21 protein-coding genes and 3 pseudogenes are annotated in these 24,527 nt (G+C 40.4%); 22 read left to right on the top strand and 2 right to left on the bottom strand.

What is annotated here, in order from left to right; genetic code table 11:
* Nucleotides 1–39 precede the first annotated feature (39 nt).
* The 6 genes and pseudogenes from J1G47_RS06480 to tadA all read left to right on the top strand — a co-directional run.
* Nucleotides 40–1,061 (top strand): annotated as a pseudogene (locus tag J1G47_RS06480) (TonB-dependent receptor plug domain-containing protein); the annotation flags it as partial.
* 2 nt (nt 1,062–1,063) lie between these two features.
* Nucleotides 1,064–1,798: pseudogene (locus J1G47_RS06475) on the top strand (SbmA/BacA-like family transporter); the annotation flags it as partial.
* A gap of 516 nt (nt 1,799–2,314) precedes the next feature.
* Complete coding sequence (gene pnp, locus J1G47_RS06470) at nt 2,315–4,444, top strand: polyribonucleotide nucleotidyltransferase (protein WP_005711570.1); 2,130 nt, start codon at nt 2,315–2,317, stop codon at nt 4,442–4,444.
* Between the two features lie 73 nt (nt 4,445–4,517).
* A complete protein-coding gene (gene nlpI, locus J1G47_RS06465) occupies nt 4,518–5,444 on the top strand; it encodes a lipoprotein NlpI (RefSeq protein WP_035490557.1) in 927 nt (308 codons plus the stop codon).
* Nucleotides 5,445–5,715: 271 nt separating this feature from the next.
* Nucleotides 5,716–7,527: a DEAD/DEAH box helicase gene (locus tag J1G47_RS06460; RefSeq protein ID WP_207326516.1), complete on the top strand. Its 1,812-nt coding sequence runs from the start codon at nt 5,716–5,718 to the stop codon at nt 7,525–7,527.
* A gap of 96 nt (nt 7,528–7,623) precedes the next feature.
* Complete coding sequence (tadA, locus tag J1G47_RS06455; protein WP_207326515.1) at nt 7,624–8,160, top strand: tRNA adenosine(34) deaminase TadA; 537 nt, start codon at nt 7,624–7,626, stop codon at nt 8,158–8,160.
* On the opposite strand, the gene yfbV is transcribed toward tadA, so the two are convergent.
* Nucleotides 8,142–8,576 (bottom strand): terminus macrodomain insulation protein YfbV, encoded by a 435-nt coding sequence (gene yfbV, locus J1G47_RS06450; protein ID WP_005711563.1) that lies wholly within the window; start codon nt 8,574–8,576, stop codon nt 8,142–8,144. The genes tadA and yfbV overlap by 19 nt on opposite strands.
* Before the next feature lie 178 nt (nt 8,577–8,754).
* Between yfbV and J1G47_RS06445 the strand changes: the two genes are divergently transcribed.
* From J1G47_RS06445 to J1G47_RS12205, 5 genes and pseudogenes are all read left to right on the top strand, one after another.
* Nucleotides 8,755–9,483: a hypothetical protein gene (locus J1G47_RS06445; RefSeq protein WP_026917083.1), complete on the top strand. Its 729-nt coding sequence runs from the start codon at nt 8,755–8,757 to the stop codon at nt 9,481–9,483.
* 8 nt (nt 9,484–9,491) lie between these two features.
* Complete coding sequence (locus J1G47_RS06440; protein WP_021113566.1) at nt 9,492–10,055, top strand: septation protein A; 564 nt, start codon at nt 9,492–9,494, stop codon at nt 10,053–10,055.
* On the top strand, nt 10,039–10,479 hold the full coding sequence (gene yciA / locus J1G47_RS06435) for an acyl-CoA thioester hydrolase YciA (RefSeq protein WP_005711558.1): 441 nt from the start codon (nt 10,039–10,041) through the stop codon (nt 10,477–10,479). The genes J1G47_RS06440 and yciA overlap by 17 nt, the downstream gene beginning before the upstream one ends.
* A gap of 11 nt (nt 10,480–10,490) precedes the next feature.
* Nucleotides 10,491–10,787, top strand: coding sequence for a YciI family protein (locus J1G47_RS06430; RefSeq protein WP_021110790.1), 297 nt, complete (start codon nt 10,491–10,493; stop codon nt 10,785–10,787).
* Between the two features lie 92 nt (nt 10,788–10,879).
* Nucleotides 10,880–10,999: pseudogene (locus J1G47_RS12205) on the top strand (NAD-dependent epimerase/dehydratase family protein); the annotation flags it as partial.
* A gap of 140 nt (nt 11,000–11,139) precedes the next feature.
* Here J1G47_RS12205 and J1G47_RS06420 read toward each other — a convergent pair.
* Entirely contained in the window at nt 11,140–13,416 is a 2,277-nt protein-coding gene (locus J1G47_RS06420; protein ID WP_207326852.1) for a DNA internalization-related competence protein ComEC/Rec2, read from the bottom strand.
* Nucleotides 13,417–13,730: 314 nt separating this feature from the next.
* Here J1G47_RS06420 and uspA point away from each other — a divergent pair, with 314 nt between their 5' ends.
* The 11 genes from uspA to pyrF all read left to right on the top strand — a co-directional run bounded on the left by uspA (nt 13,731) and on the right by pyrF (nt 24,502).
* On the top strand, nt 13,731–14,156 hold the full coding sequence (gene uspA / locus J1G47_RS06415) for a universal stress protein UspA (RefSeq protein ID WP_005711551.1): 426 nt from the start codon (nt 13,731–13,733) through the stop codon (nt 14,154–14,156).
* Between the two features lie 224 nt (nt 14,157–14,380).
* Nucleotides 14,381–17,008, top strand: coding sequence for an alanine--tRNA ligase (gene alaS / locus J1G47_RS06410; protein ID WP_160414253.1), 2,628 nt, complete (start codon nt 14,381–14,383; stop codon nt 17,006–17,008).
* Nucleotides 17,009–17,071: 63 nt separating this feature from the next.
* Complete coding sequence (gene csrA / locus J1G47_RS06405) at nt 17,072–17,257, top strand: carbon storage regulator CsrA (protein ID WP_005711547.1); 186 nt, start codon at nt 17,072–17,074, stop codon at nt 17,255–17,257.
* Between the two features lie 179 nt (nt 17,258–17,436).
* The gene (gene galU, locus J1G47_RS06400; RefSeq protein WP_160428375.1) at nt 17,437–18,324 is read left to right on the top strand and encodes a UTP--glucose-1-phosphate uridylyltransferase GalU; all 888 of its coding nucleotides are present in this window, start codon (nt 17,437–17,439) and stop codon (nt 18,322–18,324) included.
* A 112-nt stretch (nt 18,325–18,436) separates the two neighbouring features.
* A complete protein-coding gene (gene degS / locus J1G47_RS06395; RefSeq protein WP_035494758.1) occupies nt 18,437–19,462 on the top strand; it encodes an outer membrane-stress sensor serine endopeptidase DegS in 1,026 nt (341 codons plus the stop codon).
* Between the two features lie 9 nt (nt 19,463–19,471).
* Nucleotides 19,472–20,137: a (d)CMP kinase gene (gene cmk / locus J1G47_RS06390; RefSeq protein ID WP_010786906.1), complete on the top strand. Its 666-nt coding sequence runs from the start codon at nt 19,472–19,474 to the stop codon at nt 20,135–20,137.
* A gap of 96 nt (nt 20,138–20,233) precedes the next feature.
* Complete coding sequence (gene rpsA, locus J1G47_RS06385) at nt 20,234–21,901, top strand: 30S ribosomal protein S1 (protein WP_207326514.1); 1,668 nt, start codon at nt 20,234–20,236, stop codon at nt 21,899–21,901.
* Between the two features lie 65 nt (nt 21,902–21,966).
* On the top strand, nt 21,967–22,248 hold the full coding sequence (locus tag J1G47_RS06380) for an integration host factor subunit beta (protein WP_005711533.1): 282 nt from the start codon (nt 21,967–21,969) through the stop codon (nt 22,246–22,248).
* A gap of 68 nt (nt 22,249–22,316) precedes the next feature.
* On the top strand, nt 22,317–22,601 hold the full coding sequence (locus tag J1G47_RS06375) for a LapA family protein (RefSeq protein WP_010786908.1): 285 nt from the start codon (nt 22,317–22,319) through the stop codon (nt 22,599–22,601).
* A complete protein-coding gene (gene lapB / locus J1G47_RS06370; RefSeq protein WP_016527843.1) occupies nt 22,601–23,794 on the top strand; it encodes a lipopolysaccharide assembly protein LapB in 1,194 nt (397 codons plus the stop codon). The genes J1G47_RS06375 and lapB overlap by 1 nt, the downstream gene beginning before the upstream one ends.
* Before the next feature lie 15 nt (nt 23,795–23,809).
* Entirely contained in the window at nt 23,810–24,502 is a 693-nt protein-coding gene (gene pyrF, locus J1G47_RS06365; protein WP_207326513.1) for an orotidine-5'-phosphate decarboxylase, read from the top strand.
* The last annotated feature ends 25 nt before the right edge of the window (nt 24,503–24,527 follow it).

The following is a 24,527-nucleotide window of genomic DNA, read 5'->3' as shown; positions in this document are numbered from 1 at the left end:
TTTAACTTTGTCGCTTTTTTAATGTAATAATTACTGTAAAGCAATGCAATTACCGTAGTGAATTATGATGAAAAAGCCTTTGCTGACAAAGAGCCGAGAAATATCGTAGATGTGCTTGCAAAAACAGATGCTTCAGTAATGAATTTCGGTGGTGAATCCGCTACCTTACAGGGGGTTTATGTTCGTGGCTTACAGCTTGGTGCACGCCAATTTAGTGTAAATGGTTTAGCAGGGCTTTATTCTGCATACAATACACCGACAACAGCGGTTGGATCTGCTCAATTAATTAAAGGTGCTTCGACAGCAACGGTTGGTATGGACCCCCTGAAGGTTCTGTTGGTGCATCAATCAACATCGAAACGAAGCGTGCAACGGACGAAGATATTAACAAAGTCGGTTTTGCTTGGTTTAGTAACAATCGCTTACAAGAGTCGTTCGATTTAGGTCGTCGTTTTGGTGCGAATAAAGAGTGGGGCATTCGTGTAAGTGGCAAATACCGTGATGGTGATACGGCTCGTCACGATTACGATGAGCGAGCGAAAGAAATTGCGATTGGAGCAGATTATCGTGGTGAGAAATTACGAGTTGGCGTAGATTATATGCAAAGTAAGCGTAAAACAGACGGCGGCAGAGCTCGTATCCAAGATATGCAAAACTTAAAATTTGCAATGCCAGTTGCGCCAAATGGAAAAATTAATCTTAACCCAGATTGGCTTGGACAGACGACCGAAGATAAAACCGCAATGGCAACCTTTGAGTATGATCTGCCTTACAATATGATGGTTTCAGGTGGCTTTGGACATATGAAATCTCGTTACTCAGGTGCATTTGGACAAATTAACTCAATTAAGCAAAATGGTGATTTTAGAGTATCGGGTATTCGTGGAATGGACTTTGTTTCTCGTACAACAAGCGGGAACTTAAAATTACAAGGTGAAACTGAAACAGGACCGATTCTTCACAATTGGAGTCTAGCGTTTGATTCAGTAGAACGTCAGCGTGACCACGATCAAAGCAGTAAAACTAACGGTGCAATTTCCGCAGGATCTATTTATTCACCAAAGCGACAGAGTTTATCGGCGGTACGTTAGACGTAGTGCATGGGGTGATTAATGCGGTCGTTTCCACCATTGAATTTACCATTATCCTGTGGGGGCTATCGGGGATCTTGGCGATCTTCGGTGTAGAAATCCCGAAAGGTGTGGTGTTCTTTATCTATATTTTTATTATTGTTGCTACCTTACTTTCTGTGATTATCGGTCGCCCACTGATTGCATTGAATTTCAATAAAGAGAAGCTACAAGGGGATTACCGTTACTCTCTGATCCGTGTGCGAGATAACGCCGAAAGTATCGCCTTTTATTCGGGCGAAGCCAAAGAACACCGAAATTTACAGGCAAAATTTTCTGCGGTATTGCGAGAAGCCATTTGTTATCCACATATTGAAGCAACGGACGAGCAAATTAAACAGGCAATGGAAAAATGCTGTTTGGATAAATATCTCCACGCACTTGATGATGATAACGACTGGCAACTTACCCTTTCCCCAGGTGAATTGCAACGGGTTGCCTTTGTGCGAATTTTACTCAGTAAGCCAGAGTTGATTTTCCTTGATGAAACAACTTCCGCCCTTGATGAACCGACGGAGTCTATTCTTTACCGTACCATTCGGGAAGCGCTGCCAAACAGCACCATTATCAGTGTCGGACACCGTTGCACCTTGTACCCTTATCATAACAAGCGGATTAATATTACTGCGGGTTGTTGTGGGGTGGAAGAGTGTTGTATGAATAGGTAGAAAACAGAGGGGAGAGCCTTGTTTCAGTACGATGATAAAGTTATTTAGGCTGTTCTTACCTCTCACTCTGACTTTGTTTCTGCCAAATCTCCCCCAGCCCCTCTTTGCTAAAGAGGGGGATTTGTTCATCTGTAAATTTAAAGATTGAAGATCTCCCAAAATGATGTTTAATTCTGTAGATACACTAGAATTTTCATCTAAACCAGTTCCCCTCTTTAGCAAAGAGGGGGTAGGGGAGATTTGGCAGAATAGACAACGAAGTGAGGAAATAATGATATAGAAGGTAAATAAAAGCAGATTTAGGTTTATCATCAACTTGACCATTATAAATTTCTCACAAATTCCGAAATAACAGGCGATTTTTCAGAAAATCTCTGTATAATAGCCAAGTTTTATTTCTTCGCATTCTAAGAGGCGGCTATCAAAAGTAATTTGATGTGTGAGATTACTTTTGCTAGTCGCAATTTTTAGGAAATAAAACAACAACAAATCCAAAAATTCATAAGGAACATTCAAATGACTCCAATCGTTAAACAATTTAAATACGGTCAGCATACCGTAACTTTAGAAACAGGGGCTATTGCTCGTCAAGCAACAGCAGCAGTAATGGCAAGTATGGACGACACTACCGTTTTTGTTACCGTTGTGGCAAAAAAAGAGGTGAATGAAGGCCAAGACTTCTTCCCATTAACTGTAGATTATCAAGAGCGTACTTACGCAGCAGGCCGCATTCCAGGTGGTTTCTTCAAACGTGAAGGTCGTCCATCTGAGGGTGAAACTTTAATTGCTCGTTTAATCGACCGCCCGGTTCGCCCACTTTTCCCTGAAGGTTTCTTCAACGAAATTCAAGTGATTGCAACGGTGGTTTCTGTCAATCCACAAATCAGCCCGGATTTAGTGGCGATGATCGGTGCTTCAGCAGCATTATCTCTATCCGGCGTGCCTTTCAACGGCCCAATCGGTGCAGCACGTGTTGGTTTTATTGATAACCAATTCGTTTTAAACCCAACTACATCAGAACAGCGTTTAAGCCGTTTAGATTTAGTGGTAGCTGGTACAGACAAAGCGGTATTAATGGTTGAATCTGAAGCAGATATCTTAACTGAAGAACAGATGTTAGCCGCAGTGGTGTTTGGTCACGAACAGCAACAAGTGGTGATTGAAAACATCAAAGAATTTGTGAAAGAAGCGGGCAAACCACGTTGGGATTGGGTTGCTCCAGAGCCAAATACAGATTTAATCAATAAAGTTAAAGCATTAGCAGAAGCTCGTCTGGGCGATGCTTACCGTATTACTGAAAAACAAGCACGTTATGAACAAATTGACGCAATCAAAGCTGATGTTATCGCTCAATTAACCGCAGAAGATGAAACCATTTCAAGCGGCAAGATTGTAGATATTATTACCGCATTAGAAAGCCAAATCGTGCGTAGCCGTATTATCGCAGGCGAACCGCGTATTGACGGTCGTACAGTGGATACCGTGCGTGCATTAGATATTTGCACTGGCGTTTTACCACGTACTCACGGTTCAGCATTGTTTACCCGTGGTGAAACACAGGCGTTAGCAGTTGCGACATTAGGTACAGAGCGTGATGCACAAATCATTGACGAATTAACAGGCGAAAAATCAGATCGCTTCTTATTCCACTACAACTTCCCTCCATATTCAGTAGGTGAAACAGGTCGTATCGGTTCGCCGAAACGTCGTGAAATCGGTCACGGTCGTTTAGCGAAACGTGGTGTGTTAGCAGTAATGCCAACGGCAGAAGAGTTCCCGTATGTTGTGCGTGTAGTATCTGAAATTACTGAGTCAAACGGTTCTTCATCAATGGCTTCTGTATGTGGTGCTTCTCTTGCGTTAATGGACGCTGGTGTGCCAATCAAAGCGGCTGTTGCTGGTATCGCAATGGGCTTAGTGAAAGAAGAAGAGAAATTTGTGGTACTTTCAGACATTTTAGGTGATGAAGACCACTTAGGCGATATGGACTTTAAAGTAGCGGGTACCCGTGAAGGTGTAACTGCATTACAAATGGACATCAAAATTGAAGGGATCACCCCTGAAATTATGCGTATCGCATTAAATCAAGCAAAAGGTGCGCGTATGCACATTTTAGGCGTAATGGAACAAGCGATCCCTGCACCACGTTCAGAAATTTCTGACTTCGCACCTCGTATTCATACAATGAAGATCGATCCGAAGAAAATCAAAGATGTGATCGGTAAAGGTGGTGCGACAATTCGTGCATTAACCGAAGAAACTGGCACATCAATCGACATTGATGATGACGGAACAGTGAAAATTGCGGCAACAGACAACAACGCCGCGAAACGTGTGATGGAACGTATCGAAGAGATCGTTGCAGAAGTTGAAGTCAATGCGATCTACAAAGGTAAAGTAACCCGTGTAGTAGATTTCGGTGCATTCGTGTCTATCCTTGGTGGTAAAGAAGGTTTAGTGCATATTTCTCAAATCACTGACGCTCGTGTAGAACGTGTTGCGGATTACCTATCTGTTGGTCAAGACGTTCAGGTGAAAGTGGTAGAAATCGAGCGTCAAGGCCGTATCCGCTTAACAATGAAAGATCTGAATGGTGATGCAACTGCTAGGGAAGTTGTTGAAGAAATTCAAGAATTAGCAGAATAATCACTTCTGTCCCTTCCTCACATTGAGGAAGGGATCTTCATTTTAAGAATGATAAATACCTAAGGTTTTATTAATGCCACAACGTTTTAAGTTGTTTAATCTTCGTTTTTGCTGGTTAGTTTTGGTAATGATTTTTTTGACAGGCTGTGTGAACAGAGTGTCAGATATGATTGCCCCGACAAAATTACCTCTCTCGGAACTCAATCCTCAGTTGCGTTTTGAACAGGAAGTAATGCTTGTTCGTTTAACGCAAGTGTTACAAGAAGCGAAATTAAGCCAAGCTGAACGTGCCGAATTACATTTTGAAAGAGGCGTTATTTACGACAGTTTAGGACTTTGGTCGTTGGCTCGTTATGATTTTACGCAAGCGGTTGAATATGCCCCTAAAATGGCGGCTGCCTATAATTATTTAGGTTTATATTTGTTGCTTGAAGATGATTATGACAGCTCTATAGATGCTTTTAATGCCGTGTTAGAACTCGATCCAAATTATGACTATACCCGTTTAAATCGTGGTTTAGCATTTTATTATAGCGGTCGTTATTCTGAGGCAGAACGTGATTTATTGCGTTTCTATAAAGCAGATAGGTCCGATCCTTACCGTGTATTATGGTTATATTTCAATGAGTTAGAATTAAATCCAAGTGATGCAAAAGCAAATTTGTTAAAACGTGCAAAACGTTTATCAAAAGACTTTTGGGGGACACATTTAGTGTCTTACTTGCTAGGGGATTTTACTCTTGAACAACTTCGTTTAAAAATGATTGCTCAAGCTGAACCGAATACGGTAGCTTATGCAGAGATTTTAACCGAAACATATTTTTATCTTGCAAAACAAACACTCAAAATGAATCAGCTTGAAGAGGCTAAAAGCCTTTTCCGTCTAGCTAGTGCAAATCAAGTATATAACTTTGTTGAGTATCGTTTTGCGTTGTTTGAATTAGCTCAATTACATCAAAGAGCGAAACAAACAGATCCCGTTGTTGTTGGGAAAAATTAGGACGATTTAAGCGGTAGGTTTCGCAAAATTTTTTGCAAATCAAACCGCTTACACTGTATGACAAGTTATATAAAGCATTGGTTTACTTTCTATTTATTTTTCTTACCTAAAGGCTCAACAATGTAGTTTTTATCTCCTGTGTAATACTTCCCCCTTTGAAAAAGGGGGATTGAGGGGGATTTTTAGATTTAATTTTTCATTTGCGTGAATTAAATCCCCCCTAACCCCCCTTTTTCAAAGAGGGGAACAGGTTCTTTATTTTTGGAATTTTATGACTGAAACAACTTTAACTTTCGCCGATTTAGGCTTACCACAATCTATCCTTAATTCTGTAAATGAAATGGGTTTTGTAACGCCATCACCGATCCAGCAAGCCTGTATCCCACACCTTTTAAATGGTCGTGATGTGTTAGGTATGGCACAAACAGGAAGTGGTAAAACAGCGGCATTCTCTTTGCCTATTTTGGCTCAAATTGATCCAGAACAGCGTCACCCACAAATGTTGGTGATGGCGCCAACCCGTGAATTAGCAATCCAAGTGGCAGATGCTTGTGAGCAGTTCAGCAAAAATATGAAAGGTATTCGCACGGTCACGATTTATGGTGGTCAGCGTTATGATATTCAAATCCGTGCTTTAAAAAATGGTGCGCAAGTTGTGGTAGGAACGCCTGGGCGTATTCTTGACCATATTCGCCGTGGTACCTTAGATCTTTCTATGCTAAAAGCGATTGTATTAGATGAAGCAGACGAAATGTTGCGTATGGGCTTTATCGAAGACGTTGAAACGGTTATGGCGGAATTACCTGAAGATCACCAAACGGCACTTTTCTCTGCCACAATGCCAGAGCCAATTCGCCGTATTACCAAGCGTTTTATGAAAGATCCGCAAGAGGTTAAAATTCAGGCAACCCAACGTTCTGCACCAGATATTGCACAAAGTTACTGGTTAGTGAACGGCTTCCGTAAAAATGATGCGTTATTGCGTTTCTTAGAAGTAGAAGAGTTTGATGCGGCGATTATTTTTACTCGTACCAAAACGGGCACCATTGATATTGCTGAACTCTGTGAGCGTAATGGCTATCGTGCAGCCGCATTAAACGGTGATATGACCCAACAAGCGCGTGAACAAGCATTGGAAAAACTAAAATCAGGTCGTTTAGATGTGATTGTGGCAACGGATGTGGCGGCTCGTGGTATCGACATTGAGCGTATCAGTTTGGTAGTAAACTACGACATTCCACTTGACGCAGAATCTTATGTTCACCGTATCGGTCGTACAGGTCGTGCTGGTCGTTCAGGTCGTGCATTATTATTTGTAGAGCCGCGTGAACGTCGTTTATTGAAAAACATTGAACACTTAATCAAAAAGCCGATTGATGAAGTGCCAGTACCAAATCACGAAATTTTAATGGAAAAACGTCGTGAGAAATTTAAAGCACGCATTTCATTACAATTAGAACATCACGATTTAGAGCTTTATCGTGAATTATTAGAAGATCTATTCACGGCAGACCAAGATCACGAAGAATTAGCTGCAGCAATGATGATGTTGTTGCAAGAAAAACAAAAACTTATTCTTCCGCCAGATCCTGAAATTCGCCCTTCTCGTGCTGAGCGTGGAAAAGGACGTGAAAATCCACGTTCTGCAGAACGCCGTGGTGGCGGTCGTGAGCATCGTGATAACAACGGCGTGGCAATGGATCTTTATCGTATCGAACTTGGTCGTGAAGATGGTGTTGAAGTGCGTCACATTGTTGGAGCGATTGCCAACGAAGGCGATATTAACAGCCGTTATATCGGACATATCAAGTTACACGATAAATACTCAACCATTGAATTACCACAGGGTATGCCGAAACATTTAGTGCAACATTTCGCACAGAAAGCACGAGTGTTAAGCAAACCAATGCAAATGTCTTTCTTAGGTCCTGTGGGCAGTGCAACTAATGCTAACCCTTATGAAGATAAGAGCGGACGTGGTAAAGGTCGTGGCAGAGATGGTCGCCGTGAAGAACGTGGCTTTAAAGATCGCAAAGAAGGCGGATTTAAAGAAAAACGTTTTAACGAGCGTGGTCGTCGATAATCTGATGCGTAGGGACACACTGCGTGTGTCCGCTACTTGTACCTAAATTGTGATTTATGGACACACGCAGTGTGTCCCTACCATTTTAATTAAATTATGTTTATCCAACCAACCCAATCTCATTGCGATTTAACCTTAACCGAACAGGATTTTTACTTTATGCAATACGCCTTATCCCTTGCTGATAAAGCCGAAGCAGAAGGGGAAATTCCCGTTGGGGCAGTGTTGGTCGATAAAACAGGCAATATTATCGGAGAGGGGTGGAACCGTGCAATTATTCTCTCTGATCCAACCGCTCACGCAGAAATTCAAGCAATCCGAATGGGGGGGCAACAGATACAAAACTATCGCCTATTAGATACAACCCTTTATGTGACTTTAGAGCCTTGTACAATGTGTGCTGGAGCGATTTTACATAGCCGTATTGGGCGGTTGGTATTTGGAGCCTCGGATTACAAAACAGGGGCGCTAGGCTCTCGCTTTCATCTTTTTGAAGACTATAAAATGAACCATTTTCTGCAAATTCGAGGTGGCGTGATGGCTGATGAGTGTAGCCAAAAAATCAGTGCTTTTTTTAGAAAGAGAAGGGAAGAGCAGAAAAATCAGCATGTTAACTACAACTCATCAAAATAGCTCTGTCCCCACGTCTTTTCAGCTAATTGCAACAAATTCGCAAAATCTTGATAAGAAGGAAACGCTTGGTCAGCGATATTATGTTGCTCACTGATCAACTTTTGACGAAGTTCTTCATACCATTGCAACAACCCCAAGGGTAGCGGCGATTTCGCCCGTCGCCCAAGCCAAAATAACCCTTGAAATGGAATACTCAATGCAAACAACGCCGTTAAGGTTGCATTGGCTAGAATGGATTGTTCAGGATCGTGGAAAAAGTATTGCCAAACTAACGCAAAACAAGCAAAAGCAGGCATAAAATGTGACGAAAATTTAACTAAGCGGATTAAACGATAATCGGGCATAAACAGTCCGAGTTTCTTCTGATTTGGGAAGGTATTGAGGTAACGCTGTCCTGCTTGCAAGGTGTGATACATAATTTGCCTTTATCGTTAAATAATTCAAGTTACATTCTACTCATCTCTACAAAATCTACAATAGCGAATTATCACAACAGTTGCTATACTTTCCATATAGTTACGCAGAATGATGTAGCAAATGCTATACCATACTGTATTATGTTGAATTTTCACCACATTAATTTAAGGAAGTCAAATGCCGATTAAATTTCCAAGTTTGTTACAAGATAGTTGGAATTTTATCCGTAATCAAGGGAGCTTTACGCTTACGGGTACCGCATTATTAATTTTATTACAATTATCCACCATTTTTCTCTTTCCTAGAGTAGAAATACAGGCAGGAAATACATCAAATCAAGAGATGTTAACTTTACTTACATCACAACTTGCCCCAACCATTATTTCTGCTTTGATTAGTGTATTTATCAATATCTTATTGATTTTAAACATTAAATCTATCAATAGTGGCACTTATCAACATTTCAGCCAAAATATCGGGGCAACTCTCAAAGCCTTTTTCCCGGTGATTTTACTGACGATTTTTATGGTAATGCCACTTTCAATCGGGATCTCATTTGGTGGCACCGTCGGGCAACAAGGCAGTCTTGCCATAATGATCTTACCGCTGATGGCAACGGGTATCTATCTGTTTGTCAAACTTAGCCTCGTCGTCTATGCCTATTTACTTGAAGCTCCACAAAGCATTATGCAAACCCTACGTTTTACTTGGGGATTAAGTCGAGGTAGAATGTTTCCGCTTTTCCTATTTTGTATCTTAAGTTATTTCTTCCCTAGCTTGCTAGGTTCATTAATCGGTAGAATTGGCGGAGATGTCGGGATTATTCTTTCACAAGTGGTCGGAGCCTTTATCAGCTTATTTGTTGTTGTATTTGGTTTCCGTTTCTATCAAGTGTATCGCCAATAGGATTGACAATGAAACAGTTACTTGAATTTATTCCACTGATCCTCTTTTTTGTCGTCTATAAAACCTATGGCGTACAAGAAGCAGCATTAGTGCTAGTTGCCGCTACCGTGGTTCAATTTATCGCTTTACAGTTGCTTTATAAAAAAATCGAAAAAAATCAATGGATTATGGGAATAGCGGTCGTTTTCTTCGGCTTACTTACCGCTTACTTTAACGACCTGGCATTCCTTAAATGGAAAGTCACCATTGTCAATGCCATTTTTGCGGTAGCGTTACTCGTTAGCCAATACGTATTCAAAAAGCCTCTTATCCAAATGTTACTTGGCAAAGAACTCAAACTGCCACAAAACGTATGGGAAAAGCTCAATTTAGGTTGGGCAGGCTTTTTCATCTTCTGTATGATCATCAACATCATCATCAGTGAGTTCTTCTCTGACGATGCTTGGGCAAATTTCAAGGTGTTCGGTTTAACAGGATTAAGCCTCATTGCCGTTATCGGCACAGGCTTATATCTCTACCCCCACCTAAAACAACTAGAACAAAAAGAGGAAAATAATGGAAACACAAACTAAACGCCAGCCTGAAGGCACATTAATTTTACGCACCCTCGCAATGCCATCAGACACCAACGCCAACGGCGATATTTTTGGTGGTTGGATAATGTCACAAATGGATATGGGCGGTGCGATTTTAGCAAAAGAGCTAGTTAAAGGCAGAGTAGTGACTGTTTCAGTAGATAAAATGTCGTTCTTACTGCCTGTGTCAGTCGGTGATGTGGTTTGCTGTTACGGCAAATGCACCAAAGTTGGACGCACCTCACTTCAAATCAAAGTCGAAGTATGGATCAAAAAAGTGTATGAAGGAATGAGAGAACGCCACTGTGTCACCGAAGCACTCTTTACCTTTGTTGCTGTAGATAGCAACGGCAAACCTCGTGTTATCCCACGAGAAAACAACCCAGATCTTGACCAAGCCTTAGCTTTAATTGAACCTTAATGGAGGACATTATGTACTATGTAATTTTTGCTCAAGACATACCAAACACCCTTGAAAAACGTTTAGCCGTGCGTGGAAAACACCTCGAACGTCTAAAACAACTTCAAGCCGAAGATCGCCTTTTAACCGCAGGTCCAAACCCAGCGATTGATGATGAAAACCCAGGTGAAGCAGGTTTTACAGGTTCAACTGTTATTGCAAAATTCAATTCACTTGAAGAAGCAAAACAGTGGGCAAGCCAAGATCCTTATGTGGAAGCAGGGGTGTATGGCGAAGTGATTGTGAAGCCGTTTAAAAAGGTGTTTTAGTTTAATTAATATAGATTCAATGCAGATAAGAAACCAAGTAATGTTATTATTTGGGTGCTTATCTAATTGAGATATAGTCGATAAACAGTTGCTATGGCATATCAAAATATATGGTGGAACGGATTTTAGAAGATACCGTTAAGGCTAATCCACAATTCTCTGCAGCGGTATTACGTTATTTCAATCCAGTTGGAGTTCACCCAAGTGATTTGAAAAGCGTGGGAAAAGTTAGGCTGGAAAACTGAATGTGATTTGCCACAGATGATGAAAGATATGTGGCATTGGCAAAAGAACAATCCGAATGGGTATCGTTGATGTAAAATTATCTTATCCGCAGGCTACAAAACTCAATTTATTCATTTGCCCCTATCCCCTGATACCAAGGACTAAAGCGGTTTCTTGCGGTGGAAATGTTGTAATTATCTGAATAAAAATCGACTTGGATCATTCCCACTTGAGCAGTATTAAGCCACTTCACTTGATACTGCTCAAGCCGTTGAATAACTTGACTATTTGGCATTTTCCACGGGTTCCAACGCCCAGCCGAAATAATCGCCCAAGTGGGTTGGATGTGAGCTAACAAAGTTTGGCTGGTACTGGTTTTACTGCCGTGGTGTCCTACTTGAAGAAAATCGATCTTACCGATCTGGCTTGCATATTGTCGTTCTTCCGCAATCCCACTATCCCCAGTAAGAAGCAATCTATATTGCCCTATCGACACTCGTAATACACAAGAGTGTTCATTTTTAGCTCGCTCGCTCAGTTGTAAAGGATAAATCGCTTCAAGGTGCATTGTGCTGAACTGCCACTGATTGCCTGCTATACAAGGCTCGGCGACTTGGTTACTATAATGATTTTTACCCGAAAGGATCAACCGTGCATTTGGGTAGGCTTGTAGTAATGGCAAAACGCCCCCAGCGTGATCGTTATCATCGTGGCTAACAAAAATAGCTTCGACCACTATCCCTTCACGGCGTAAATAGGGCAGTATTTCCAATTCCGCCATTGTGCCACCTTGCCACGCAACGCCTGTATCATAGAGAATGGCTTTCTGTTTACCTTGGTGTTGATAAATCAATCCCATTGCCAACCCTTGCCCCACATCGAAATTCACCCATTTTACAAGCGGTGGTTTAAGTGTATCTTTTACAAAATGAAATCCGATCCACAATGCTAAAGGCAATGCCACTGTTGCTAACCCATAATAGAGAGAAAAACGTTGCTGAAAAACACCATATAATCCTATTATAATCAATAGATTAAGGCATATTAATCCCCATTGTTGATCGACACTTAAATAGAGCCAATGATGGGAAAATGGCTCAATCCAATCAATCCCCCACTCTGCAAGTTGATGGCAAAGCCACCAAGTTTGAAATAGGTTATCTGTTAATAAACTAAATAAAATCAATGGGATAAGAATAAAACTATAAAGTGGAACAATGATCAAATTGGCTAATAAAGCGAAAGGTGATGTGCCATCAAAAAAACTGAGTTGAATAGGCGAGAACACTAGCCAAATGCCTAACTGCAGATGAAACAACTCTAACAGCAACTTCATCACTCGATTTTGCATATTTTTGACAAAATCAAACCGCTTGAGTGGAAAAGCCTGATACCAAATAATTAGGCTAGCAACAGCCAAAACAGAGAGCCAAAAGCTATCAGACAGTAACGTCAGCGGATCAAAGACGACTAATAGTACCACACCACGAAGCCATAACTGCCAAGGCGTATAATGACGACGAGCATATTGCACCAGCAAAACCAATGAAATCGCCACCATTGCCCGTACCGTTGGAATTTGGAAGCCTGCCAAAAAACTATATCCCAGTGCCACACACCACCCTACTCCCCTTGCAAAATACAAGGACAACCCCACCGCTTTTAGACAACGAAATCGCAATAATAACCACTGCCCGGCTTTCACCGCCCAAAAGGCTAACAGATAAACCAGAACAATATGCGAGCCTGAAATGGCAATCAAATGAGCAGTGGTTGTTTGCTGAAAGATCTCCCAATGGCTTTGACTTAACCAAGCCCGTTCACCAAAAGCAAGGGCAAGCAGTAACCCTTGCGTTGCAAAAGGGGCGGTCTGTTCTCGCATACGATCAAGCCAAATTGCACGCAAGCCTTGTTGTTCGTTCACTTTTACTGCTTTTTTGACCGTAGCTGTTGCTGAGATATGTTGAGCCACATACCATTTTTGTCGATCAAAATTGCCATCATTTAAGCGAGCGGACAAAGGCTTCAATACCAGTTCCGCGTTATAACTTGCTTCCAGTATCAATGGCTCATCTGCTTGCCAATTGACATAAACATAGTCCCCATTAGCACGCTCTACAACGGCAGTTTGATATTCTTGCTGTTTTAAAATTTGCTTCACTAACACCCGCTCTTGCACCTTAACAGCGGTCTGTTCCTGATGTTTTTTTGCAAGTTGTATAATCTGGGCGTAACTCACCGCTAACACACCACCCAACAGCAAGATCCCCAATTTCCCACGCCATACTCCCCATAATGCAAGGGCAAGAGAAAATACCATCACATAGCCAAGCCACGAAGCAGGCAGAACAATCAACGGCAATAAACCGAAAAAGAGCATTAAACAGACACGATCAATAGACATCATCAACATACCTAATCAAAGAGATTACAGTATGCCAATGATGAAAAGAGAGAAAAGTAGAAAAATAATGTTTTTCGACAGGGATCACAAAAATAAATATTGGTATATCAAATTGTTTGTAGTTATGATTTTTAACACGATATCTTTTTAATTTAGATTAAAAAGTTAGATAAGAAATGCAAATAACTTGACAAATTTTTTAAAGAATTTTCAAAATTGAGAACTAGTTCAAATTTTCACTACAAGGAGTGTGGTAGTATTAGCTCGAAAGCTGAGATGGCTCAGTTATTACTAAAAACAACAAGGAGTATATTATGTATAAACATATTTTAGTTGCCGTAGATCTCTCTGAAGAAAGCCTTATATTATTGCGTAAAGGTGCGAGTCTTGCTGAAAAATGTAATGCAAAATTATCCGTTATCCACGTTGATGTGAACTTTTCGGATCTCTACACGGGGTTGATTGATATTAATATGTCGTCTGTTCAAGATTCTGTGTCAGAAGAAACGATCAAAGCATTAGAGGAACTCTCTGGTAAAATTACTTACCCTGTTACTGAACGTTTAAATGGTAGTGGTGATTTTAGTCAAGTGCTGGAAGAAGCGGTAGAGAAGTACCAAGTGGACTTATTGGTCACTGGCCATCACCAGGATTTTTGGAGCAAATTTATGTCTTCTACTCGTCAAGTGATGAACAGTATAACGGTAGATATGCTCGTTGTTCCTTTAGCAAGTGAATAACTCAAGCTATTGATTGGTAAATAAAACGTGAAAAAAGACCGCTTGTGTAGCTGAGTTGTCGCATTCAGTTACTCTGGCGGTTTATTTTTTGACTTAATGTCAATAATTTATGCAGTAAAAAATACAAGTATTGAAAAAAATGTGTAAAATAGGTGGGTCAATTACTAATATACTTTAGTAAAAACATAGATATACAGTTTTTTATATCCATTTGAGTGACTTTAATGAAAACAACTTCAGAGATTAGACAAGCCTTTTTGGAATTTTTCCAAAGCAAAGGGCATACGATTGTGCCAAGTAGCTCGCTTGTACCTGAAAATGATCCAACCTTGCTTTTCACGAATGCAGGAATGAACCAGTTTAAAGATGTGTTCTTAGGATTAGACAAGCGTAGTTATAACAGAGCAACCAGCTCTCAACGCTGTGTGCGTGCTGGCGGTAAGCATAATGACCTTGAGAATGTAGGTTATACCGCTCGTCACCATACCTTTTTTGAGATGTTAGGTAACTTTAGTTTTGGTGATTATTTTAAACCCGATGCGATTGCATTTGCGTGGGAATTTTTAACATCACCGCAGTGGTTAGCGTTACCAAAAGAGAAATTGTGGGTGACAGTCTATGAAACAGACGATGAAGCCTATGATATTTGGAATAGAGAGATTGGTGTGCCTGCTGAGCGTATTGTGCGTATTGGTGATAATAAAGGTGCGCCTTATGCGTCAGATAACTTCTGGCAAATGGGCGATACGGGTCCTTGTGGTCCTTGTACTGAGATCTTCTACGATCACGGTGACCATATTTGGGGAGGCCCACCAGGCTCAGCAGAAGAAGATGGCGACCGTTTCATTGAAATATGGAACGTGGTCTTTATGCAGTTTAATCGTCAAGCAGATGGTACTTTAAAGAAATTACCTAAGCCGTCGGTAGATACGGGTATGGGTTTAGAGCGTATCAGTGCGGTGTTGCAACACGTTAATTCAAACTACGAAATCGACATTTTCCAAGCGTTAATCAAAGAGATTGCTTCTTTGTTAAATGTGACAGATTTAGACAATAAATCGTTACGCGTAATTGCAGATCATATTCGTTCTTGTGCGTATTTGATCGCTGATGGTGTGATGCCGTCAAATGAAGGTCGTGGTTATGTGTTGCGTCGTATTATTCGTCGTGCGGTGCGTCACGGAAACATTCTTGGTGCGAAATCAGCGTTCTTCTATCAATTAGTGCCAACCCTTGCAAAAGCAATGGGGCAGGCTGGCGAGATTTTGACGCAGAAACAAGCGCATATTCAGAAAGCGTTAAAAGCAGAAGAAGATCAGTTTGCGCGTACCCTTGAGCGTGGTTTGGCGTTATTAGAAGGTGCGTTAGCCAAAGTGGAGAATAAGGTTTTATCAGGTGAAGTGGCATTTAAACTTTACGATACTTATGGTTTCCCACTGGATTTAACGGCAGATGTTTGCCGTGAACGTAGTATTACCATTGATGAAGCTGGCTTTGAGCGTGAAATGCAAGCTCAACGTGCAAGAGCGCAGGCAAGCAGTAATTTTGGTACAGATTACAATTATGTGATTAAAGTTGATGGCTCAACGGAGTTCAAAGGCTATGAGGTCACAGAATGTGAAGCGACTGTCGTTGCGTTATTTAGCAATGGTAAGGCGGTTGAAGCTATTCAATCGGGGGAAAATGCAGTCGTTGTCTTGGATCGTACCGCTTTCTATGGAGAGTCGGGCGGTCAGGTTGGTGATAGCGGTGTGATTGCTTCAGAAATTTGCAATTTTGAAGTCAATGATACGCAAAAATATGGTCAAGTCTTTGGGCATATTGGTCAATTAGCTTCAGGCACTTTATCAGTCGGCGATAAGGTGAAAGCAGAAGTGAATACGACACGTCGTCACGCTATTACCTTAAACCATAGTGCAACTCACTTGTTACATTCGGCACTTCGTCAAGTGTTAGGTGATCACGTTGTACAAAAAGGTTCTCTTGTGTCAGAAAATTCACTTCGTTTTGACTTTTCTCAAGGTGAAGCGATTTCAAAAGCTGACTTAGAAGAGATTGAGCGTATTATTAATACGAAAATTCGTGAAAACATTGTAGTTACAACTGAAGTAATGGATCTTGAATCAGCGAAGCAAAAAGGTGCGATGGCACTTTTCGGTGAGAAATATGGAGATAGAGTTCGCGTTGTAGATATGACAGCAGCGTTTTCTGTAGAACTTTGTGGTGGTACTCACGTTAAACAAACAGGTGAGATTGGCTTATTCAAAGTGGTATCTGAAGGTGCGGTTGCCGCAGGTGTTCGCCGTATTGAAGCGGTGACAGGCGAAAATGCAATCGGCTTATTACATCAGCAACAACAAATTCTTAACCAAAGTGCTGAGTTATTAAAAGCAGATACGGCAAGCCTTGTTGAGAAAATCCAGCAGCTACAAGAGAAAAGCAAGAAAGTAGAAAAAGAGCTACAACAGCTCAAAGATAAACTTGCTGCTCAAGCTGGCGGAGAATTAGCAAAACAAGCTCAACAAATCAACGGAGTTAATGTGGTTGTTCAACGTTTAGAAAACGTTGATGCAAAAGCATTAAGAACGATGGTCGATGACTTGAAAAATCAACTAGGTTCAGCGGTGATTGCCTTTGCAACACAAACTGATGAAAAAGTTAATTTGATCGTAGGTGTAACAAAAGATCTTACAGACAAAGTAAATGCAGGCGAACTTGTTGGGTTAATGGCTCAAGAAGTTGGCGGTAAAGGCGGTGGTAGAGCTGATATGGCAATGGCAGGCGGTAGCCAACCAGAAAATATAACCCAAGCCCTCAATGTTGCGACGAATTGGATTCAAGCAAAACTCTAATTATAAGGGGCAAGTTAGAATGACTTTGGCTTGCCCTGATTAAATCTAAAAGGAGAGATAGTTATGCTTATTCTAACCCGTAAGATTGGCGAAAGTTTATTGATCGGTGATGATGTAGAAATTACTGTCCTAAGTATTCGTGGTAGTCAAGTTAAATTAGGGGTGAAAGCACCTAAGGAAATTTCGGTTCACCGTGAAGAAATTTATCAAAGAATCAAAGTGTTAGCAGATGAAAATCCCTCGGAATAAGGTAGATTGATATTTACTGAGGTTTTTATCTAACGCAATGTGAATTTGAGTCTGGAACCAAATGTCACAAACAGATAAATTGAAACGCAGTGTTCAATTTTTTGAAAAAATTTGTGCAAAACAGACCGCTTACTTAAGGTAGGCGGTTTACTTTATCTAAATATATTAAGGATTTTTCTATGAAAGTGATTATTCCTGTCGCAGGTCTTGGTACTCGTATGCTTCCTGCAACCAAAGCAATCCCAAAAGAAATGCTAACCATTGCAGACAAACCGTTGATTCAATATATTGTAAATGAGTGTGTGGCTGCAGGAGTAAGAGAAATTGTGCTTGTCACTCATTCATCTAAAAATGCTATCGAAAACCACTTTGATACATCGTTTGAACTCGAAACAATGTTAGAAAAACGAGTGAAACGTCAGCTATTAGATGAAGTGCGTTCGATTGTACCTAAAGATGTGACCTTGATGCACGTTCGTCAGGGGCAAGCGAAAGGATTAGGTCACGCGGTATTATGTGGTCGAGCTGTGGTAGGAAATGAGCCTTTTGCAGTGGTATTGCCTGATGTGTTATTGGCAGATTTTACTGCAGATCAAAAAACAGAAAACTTAGCAGCAATGATTCAACGTTTCAAAGAAACAGGCAAAAGCCAAATTATGGTTGCACCTGTGGCGAAAGAAAATGTGAGTAACTATGGTATTGTAGATTGCCAAGGTGCAGAATTACAACCTGCAGGTACAGCGAAGATTGCTAACATTATTGAAAAACCAAGTATTGAAGAAGCTCCGTCTAATTTTGCCGTTGTGGGACGTTATGTCTTCTCTGCAGAAATTTGGGATTTACTTGCCAAAACACCGGTCGGTGTGGGTGATGAAATTCAATTAACCGATGCGATTGATATGTTGATTGAACAACAAGAGGTGGAAGCCTTTCATATGACAGGTAAAACCTTCGACTGTGGTGACAAATTAGGCTATATGGAAGCCTTTGTAGAATACAGTTTGAACCACGATAAATTTGGTGATGAATTTAAAGATTATTTGAAAAAATTATCGAAGTCGCTGTAATTAAATTTATATAAAATGTAGGGACACACTGCGTGTGTCCGTTCAAAATTTTTATTAATAATGGTTGGTGGACACACGCAGTGTGTCCCTACGCTAACAAGGAGCAAATGTGATCGTCAAAAAAATAGCACAAGCGGTAGGTTTTGGGCTTTTTTGTGCTGGCTTGATTCTTTATGTTGCCCCTTGGTTAAACAAAAGCACTCAAACAGAGATTATCAGCTTTCACGATGCGGTAAGAATTGCGTCACCTGCGGTAGTCAATGTTTATAATCAGGCCTTTGATTCTACCCATTCTGATACAGGGGAGTTACAAGTAAACAATTTGGGATCGGGCGTGATTATGACCTCAACGGGTTATATTTTAACGAATAAACACGTTATCCAAAATGCAGATCAAATTTTAGTGGCACTGCAATCGGGGACGATTTCGAGTGCTACATTGGTAGGATCTGACACCTTAACTGATCTTGCTGTTCTCAAAATTCAAGCAGAAAACTTGCCTACAATTCCTCAAAATTCAAAACGCGTGGCTAAAATCGGTGATGTGGTTTTAGCAATTGGCAATCCGTTAAATTTAGGGCAGAGTATTACGCAAGGCATTATTAGTGCAACGGGGCGCAATGCATTATCTGAAATGGGTCGGCAAAACTTTATTCAAACTGACGTTTCTATTAATAAGGGTAATTCAGGCGGAGCTTTGGTAAATACGGCTGGTGAGTTGATTGGCATTAACACTTTAAGTTTAGGAAAAAACAGTGATGAATTGGCAGAAGGATTGAATTTTGCGATTCCGATTTCCTTAGCAAATAAGGTGATGGAAAAAATTATTCGTGACGGGCGTGTTATTCGAGGCTATTTTGGTGTTAATAGCTCGTTGTACTATACGGCTAAACAGCTAGGAGTCGGTGAAAAAGGGATCTTAATTACTACAGTAGCTGAAGGTGGACCTGCGGATAAAGCAGGGATTTTAGCTGGTGATTTGATTTTACGTTTAAATGATACAGAAGCCCAAACTCCAGCTCAAATGATGGAATTGATTGCAGAAATGAAACCAAATAGTAAGGTAAAGGTATTAATTTCTCGTCAAGGCATACAGAAAGAAGTTGAAGTGGTTATTGGTGAATTTCCAGAGCTATAAAGGATAAATATGGGTATTGTAATTACAGTTGATGGGCCAAGTGGTGCAGGAAAAGGAACCTTGTGTCACGCCCTTGCAGAGAAATTAGGCTTTGATTTTTTAGATTCAGGAGCAATTTACCGTATTTTAGCATTGGCTGCAGTAAAACAGGGGATTGCCTTTGAGAATGAAACGGCTCTTGCGCAGCTTGGGCGAAATCTTAATGTGAAATTTGTGCCTGAGAATAATGAAATTCAGGTCATTTTGGACGGTGAAAACGTTGGCGATCAAATTCGTACGGCACAAGCGGGTCAAAATGCGTCAAAAATTGCGGTTTATCCTCAAGTGCGTGAGGCTTTGTTACAACGTCAGAGAGATTTTAGAAGTCCTAAAGGATTAATTGCCGATGGGCGAGATATGGGGACTGTCGTCTTTCCAGAAGCTGAAATTAAGTTCTTTTTAGATGCAAGTGCAGAAGAACGCACAAAAAGACGTGTAAAACAGTTGCAAGAAAAGGGATTTAATGCTAACTTTGACGAGATTTTAGCCGAGATAAAAGAGCGTGATTTTCGGGACAGAAATCGCCCTGTTGCACCTCTTGTTCCAGCTAAAGATGCGATGATTTTAGATTCAACGCATTTATCCATTGAGGAAGTTATTCAACAAGCATTGGATTATATTGCTCAAAAATTGTAATTTTGTTTGCTTAACAAAGGATTGTTAAGTCGTTATCCCTAACCCCATTTAGATGGATGCTAAATGGACGTTTTATTTTATTTAAGAAGATTAATTATGACTGAATCTTTTGCTCAACTATTTGAAGAATCACTAAAAGGTCAAGAAACCCGTTTAGGTTCTATTGTTAAAGGTACTGTAGTTGCAATTCAAAAAGGCTATGTACTTGTAGATGCTGGTTTAAAATCAGAATCGGCGATCCCTGCTGAAGAGTTTTTCAACGCACAAGGTGAATTAGAAGTTCAAGTTGGTGATGTTGTTGATGTTGCTCTTGATGCAGTAGAAGACGGTTTCGGTGAGACCAAACTTTCTCGTGAAAAAGCGAAACGTAACGAGTCTTGGGCTGCGTTAGAGAAAGCCTTCGAAGAACAAGCAACCGTTGTTGGTTTTGTAAACGGTAAAGTAAAAGGTGGCTTCACTGTTGAGTTAAATGGTGTTCGTGCATTCTTACCAGGTTCATTAGTTGATACCCGTCCAGTTCGTGATTCTTTAAATCTTGAAGGTCAAACTTTAGAACTTAAAGTAATCAAATTAGACCAAAAACGTAACAATGTTGTGGTATCTCGTCGTGCAGTAATCGAAACAACAAGCTCTGCTGATCGTGAAGAAGTATTAGCGAACTTAGTTGAAGGTTCTGAAGTGAAAGGTACTGTGAAGAACTTAACTGACTACGGTGCATTCGTAGATTTAGGCGGTGTTGATGGCTTATTACACATCACAGATATGGCGTGGAAACGTGTTAAACACCCAAGTGAAGTTGTTGCAGTAGGTCAAGAAGTTACTGTTAAAGTACTTAAATTCGACAAAGAGAAAACGCGTGTATCATTAGGCTTAAAACAATTAGGTCAAGATCCGTGGGAAGCTATTGCACAAAACCACCCAGTAAACAGCAAATTATCTGGCAAAGTAACTAACTTAACAGACTACGGCTGTTTCGTTGAGATTTTAGATGGCGTTGAAGGTTTAGTTCACGTATCAGAAATGGACTGGACAAACAAAAACATTCACCCATCTAAAGTGGTAAACGTAGGTGATGTGGTTGAAGTAATGGTACTTGAAGTTGATGAAGAACGTCGTCGTATCTCATTAGGTTTAAAACAATGCAAACCTAATCCGTGGGAACACTTCGCTGAAACTCACAACAAAAACGATAAAGTAAAAGGTAAAATCAAATCAATCACTGATTTCGGTATCTTTATCGGTTTAGAAGGTGGCATTGACGGTTTAGTTCATTTATCTGACATTTCTTGGAATATGGCTGGCGAAGAAGCTGTTCGTAACTACAAAAAAGGTGACGAAGTAGAAGCTGTTGTATTACAAGTTGATGCAGTGAAAGAGCGTATCTCTTTAGGTATCAAACAATTAGAATCTGATCCATTCACAAACTTCGTTGAAGGCACTAAAAAAGGTGCAATCGTGAAAGGTAAAGCGGTTGAAATTGATACTAAAGGCGTTAAAGTTGAATTAGCAGACGGTGTAGAAGGTTATGTTCGTGCAGCTGAAGCAACCCGTGATCGTGTAGAAGACATCACAACAGTTATCTCTGTAGGTGACGAAATCGATGCGAAATACACAGGTGTTGATCGTAAAGCTCGCATTGTAAACCTTTCTATTCGTGCGAAAGACGAAGCTGAAGAATCAGCAGCACTTGCACAAGTGAATAAGCAAGAAGAGGCTATTTCAAGTGCAATGGCTGAAGCATTCAAAGCAGCAAAAGGCGAGTAATTTACTCTCTTCGTAAGCGGATATGTGAAAGCATATCCGCTTCACCTATCGCATAAGGAGAAAATATGACTAAATCGGAATTAATAGCAAATCTCGTAGCTCAATATCCCTCTCTATCAGTTAAATCTGTTGATGAAAGTGTAAAAGAAATTTTAGAACAGATTATGGGGTCGTTAGAACAAGGTGAACGCATTGAAGTAAGAGGCTTTGGCAGTTTTTCTCTACATTATCGTCAGCCTCGTGTTGGACGTAATCCAAAAACAGGCGAAAGCGTTAAGTTAGATGCTAAGTATGTTCCGCACTTCAAAGCAGGTAAAGAACTGAAAGAACGTGTTGATTTAGCTTAATTCTCTGAAAGCGACACTATGTGGGGTGTCGTTTTTTTATAAACTAATGTAATAATGGAGATACGCAGATGAAATATATTTTGGGCATCATTATTGTGCTTGCTATCATTCTTGTTGCCGTGACTATTGGGGCAAATAACGATCAGCTTATTACATTCAACTACATCATCGCAAAAAGCGAATTACGTTTATCTAGCCTTGTTGCCATTTTGTTTGGATTTGGTTTAATTTTAGGTTGGTTAATCACGGGATTTTTCTATTTAAAAGTGAAATTACAAAATATTGCCTTAAATCGCCGTGTAAAACGCCAATCTCAACAAATTAGCGAACTTACTTTACCAAAGGCTGAATAATGCTTGAATTGTTGTTCCTTTTGTTGCCTATTGCAGCCTTGTATGGCTGGTATATGGGGCAACGTAGTGCAAAAAAGGATCAAGATGCAATTAATAACAAATTTTCCCGTGACTATGTCACGGGTTTGAACTTTCTTTTATCTAATCAGCAGGAAAAGGCGGTTGATCTTTTCCTTTCTATGCTACAAAAGCAGGAGTCTGAGAACCAGATTTCAACAGAATCACAATTTGAAGCCGAAATTACTCTAGGCAATTTATTCCGATCAAGAGGGGAGGTTGATAGAGCTTTGCGGATTCATCAAGGGATTGAAAACAGTCTTCACTATTCCTTTGAACAAAAATTACTAGCAAAACAACAACTTGCCAAAGATTTTATGGCTGCAGGTTTTTATGATCGGGCAGAAAATTACTATATTACCTTGCTTGATGAACCTGAGTTTGCAGTCAATTCATTAAGTCAGCTTGCTGTGATTTATCACAAAACACGAGAATGGAAAAAAGCGATTAATGTCGCTGAAAAAAGGCTTAGAATAGAGCCTGAAATGGATAAAATCCCTTTATCTCACTATTATTGTGAATATGCACAAGCGGTCAGATCGGACGATGAAAAAGCATTTTTAACAGCATTACAAAAAGCCCTTTCTTACGTTCCTCACTGTGCAAGAGCCTCAATACTCTTGGGGGATTTTTTCTTTGAAAAACAAGAAATGCGAACGGCATTACGCTATTTTGAAGCGGTATTAGAACAAGAACCGAACTACATCAGCGAAGTTTTACATAAAATTAAGCAATGTTATATTGCGTTAAATGAACAAAATAATTTTGAGCTGTTCTTAATCAAAGCCAACCAAATTAAACACAACAGCAGTGTTGATTTGGCGTTAGCTGAATTTATTGAACAAAAAGATGGTGTAGAAGCCGCACAATCACGGCTTTATCAACAAGTTAGACAATTCCCAAGTTTAATGACTTTCCATCGTTTTATTTACTATCAAGTAAATGAAGCGGAGGAGGGCAGAGGCAAAGAGAGTTTAGTTCTATTACATAAAATGGTCGGTGATCGAATTAAACAGGGATTTCAATATCGCTGTATTCATTGTGGTTATCAAAGTTACCGCTTGTCTTGGCACTGCCCATCTTGTCGAACTTGGGAAAGCATTAAACCGATGCAAAGTATTACAGAAGTGATTTAACATAGGAGAATTTAAATGGACAACAAAATTATCGTCGCCCTTGACTATGAAACAGAAGCCGAAGCCCTCAATTTCGTTGATCAAGTCGATCCGTCCCTTTGTCGCTTAAAAGTGGGCAAAGAGATGTTTACCACATTGGGTACACACTTTGTGAAACAGTTACAAGACCGCAAATTTGATGTCTTTTTAGATTTAAAATATCACGATATTCCTAACACCGTCGCAAGAGCGGTGCGTTCAGCGGCAGATTTGGGGGTGTGGATGGTGGATTTACACGCCTGCGGCGGTTTACGAATGATGGAAACCGCAAAACAAATTTTAGAGCCTTATGGCAAAGATGCACCATTATTGATTGGTGTGACTGTGCTAACCAGTATGGAAGATTTAGATTTATTGCAAATCGGGATTAATGCGTCACCGATGGAACAAGTTATTCGTCTTGCCCATTTGTGCCAACGTGCAGGGTTAGATGGTGTTGTTTGCTCTCCACAAGAAGTTGAGGTATTAAGAACTCACTGTGGCATAGATTTTAAACTTGTCACGCCAGGTATTCGTCCTGAAGGGAGTGATTTTGGCGATCAGCGTCGTGTGATGACTCCAAAACAAGCGATTGAAACAGGATCAGACTATTTGGTGATCGGTCGTCCTATTACCCAAGCCACTGATCCTCTTGCAGTATTAAAATCAATTAATCAATCTATCGCCTAATAAGCGGTTCGTGTAGAAGGAAATT

Origin of the sequence: Glaesserella parasuis, assembly GCF_017352235.1 — a bacterium.
Classification (GTDB): Bacteria; Pseudomonadota; Gammaproteobacteria; order Enterobacterales; family Pasteurellaceae; genus Glaesserella; species Glaesserella parasuis.
The sequence above is the reverse complement of the archived record's forward strand: the minus strand, read 5'-3'. Positions and strand labels throughout refer to the sequence as shown.

What these genes read in the sequence shown, in the direction of transcription:
- pnp (WP_005711570.1), top strand. Translation starts at nt 2,315, where the DNA reads ATGACTCCAATCGTTAAACAATTTAAATACGGTCAGCATACCGTAACT.
- nlpI (WP_035490557.1), top strand. Translation starts at nt 4,518, where the DNA reads ATGCCACAACGTTTTAAGTTGTTTAATCTTCGTTTTTGCTGGTTAGTT.
- J1G47_RS06460 (WP_207326516.1), top strand. Translation starts at nt 5,716, where the DNA reads ATGACTGAAACAACTTTAACTTTCGCCGATTTAGGCTTACCACAATCT.
- tadA (WP_207326515.1), top strand. Translation starts at nt 7,624, where the DNA reads ATGTTTATCCAACCAACCCAATCTCATTGCGATTTAACCTTAACCGAA.
- yfbV (WP_005711563.1), bottom strand. Translation starts at nt 8,576, where the DNA reads ATGTATCACACCTTGCAAGCAGGACAGCGTTACCTCAATACCTTCCCA.
- J1G47_RS06445 (WP_026917083.1), top strand. Translation starts at nt 8,755, where the DNA reads ATGCCGATTAAATTTCCAAGTTTGTTACAAGATAGTTGGAATTTTATC.
- J1G47_RS06440 (WP_021113566.1), top strand. Translation starts at nt 9,492, where the DNA reads ATGAAACAGTTACTTGAATTTATTCCACTGATCCTCTTTTTTGTCGTC.
- yciA (WP_005711558.1), top strand. Translation starts at nt 10,039, where the DNA reads ATGGAAACACAAACTAAACGCCAGCCTGAAGGCACATTAATTTTACGC.
- J1G47_RS06430 (WP_021110790.1), top strand. Translation starts at nt 10,491, where the DNA reads ATGTACTATGTAATTTTTGCTCAAGACATACCAAACACCCTTGAAAAA.
- J1G47_RS06420 (WP_207326852.1), bottom strand. Translation starts at nt 13,416, where the DNA reads ATGTCTATTGATCGTGTCTGTTTAATGCTCTTTTTCGGTTTATTGCCG.
- uspA (WP_005711551.1), top strand. Translation starts at nt 13,731, where the DNA reads ATGTATAAACATATTTTAGTTGCCGTAGATCTCTCTGAAGAAAGCCTT.
- alaS (WP_160414253.1), top strand. Translation starts at nt 14,381, where the DNA reads ATGAAAACAACTTCAGAGATTAGACAAGCCTTTTTGGAATTTTTCCAA.
- csrA (WP_005711547.1), top strand. Translation starts at nt 17,072, where the DNA reads ATGCTTATTCTAACCCGTAAGATTGGCGAAAGTTTATTGATCGGTGAT.
- galU (WP_160428375.1), top strand. Translation starts at nt 17,437, where the DNA reads ATGAAAGTGATTATTCCTGTCGCAGGTCTTGGTACTCGTATGCTTCCT.
- cmk (WP_010786906.1), top strand. Translation starts at nt 19,472, where the DNA reads ATGGGTATTGTAATTACAGTTGATGGGCCAAGTGGTGCAGGAAAAGGA.
- rpsA (WP_207326514.1), top strand. Translation starts at nt 20,234, where the DNA reads ATGACTGAATCTTTTGCTCAACTATTTGAAGAATCACTAAAAGGTCAA.
- J1G47_RS06380 (WP_005711533.1), top strand. Translation starts at nt 21,967, where the DNA reads ATGACTAAATCGGAATTAATAGCAAATCTCGTAGCTCAATATCCCTCT.
- J1G47_RS06375 (WP_010786908.1), top strand. Translation starts at nt 22,317, where the DNA reads ATGAAATATATTTTGGGCATCATTATTGTGCTTGCTATCATTCTTGTT.
- lapB (WP_016527843.1), top strand. Translation starts at nt 22,601, where the DNA reads ATGCTTGAATTGTTGTTCCTTTTGTTGCCTATTGCAGCCTTGTATGGC.
- pyrF (WP_207326513.1), top strand. Translation starts at nt 23,810, where the DNA reads ATGGACAACAAAATTATCGTCGCCCTTGACTATGAAACAGAAGCCGAA.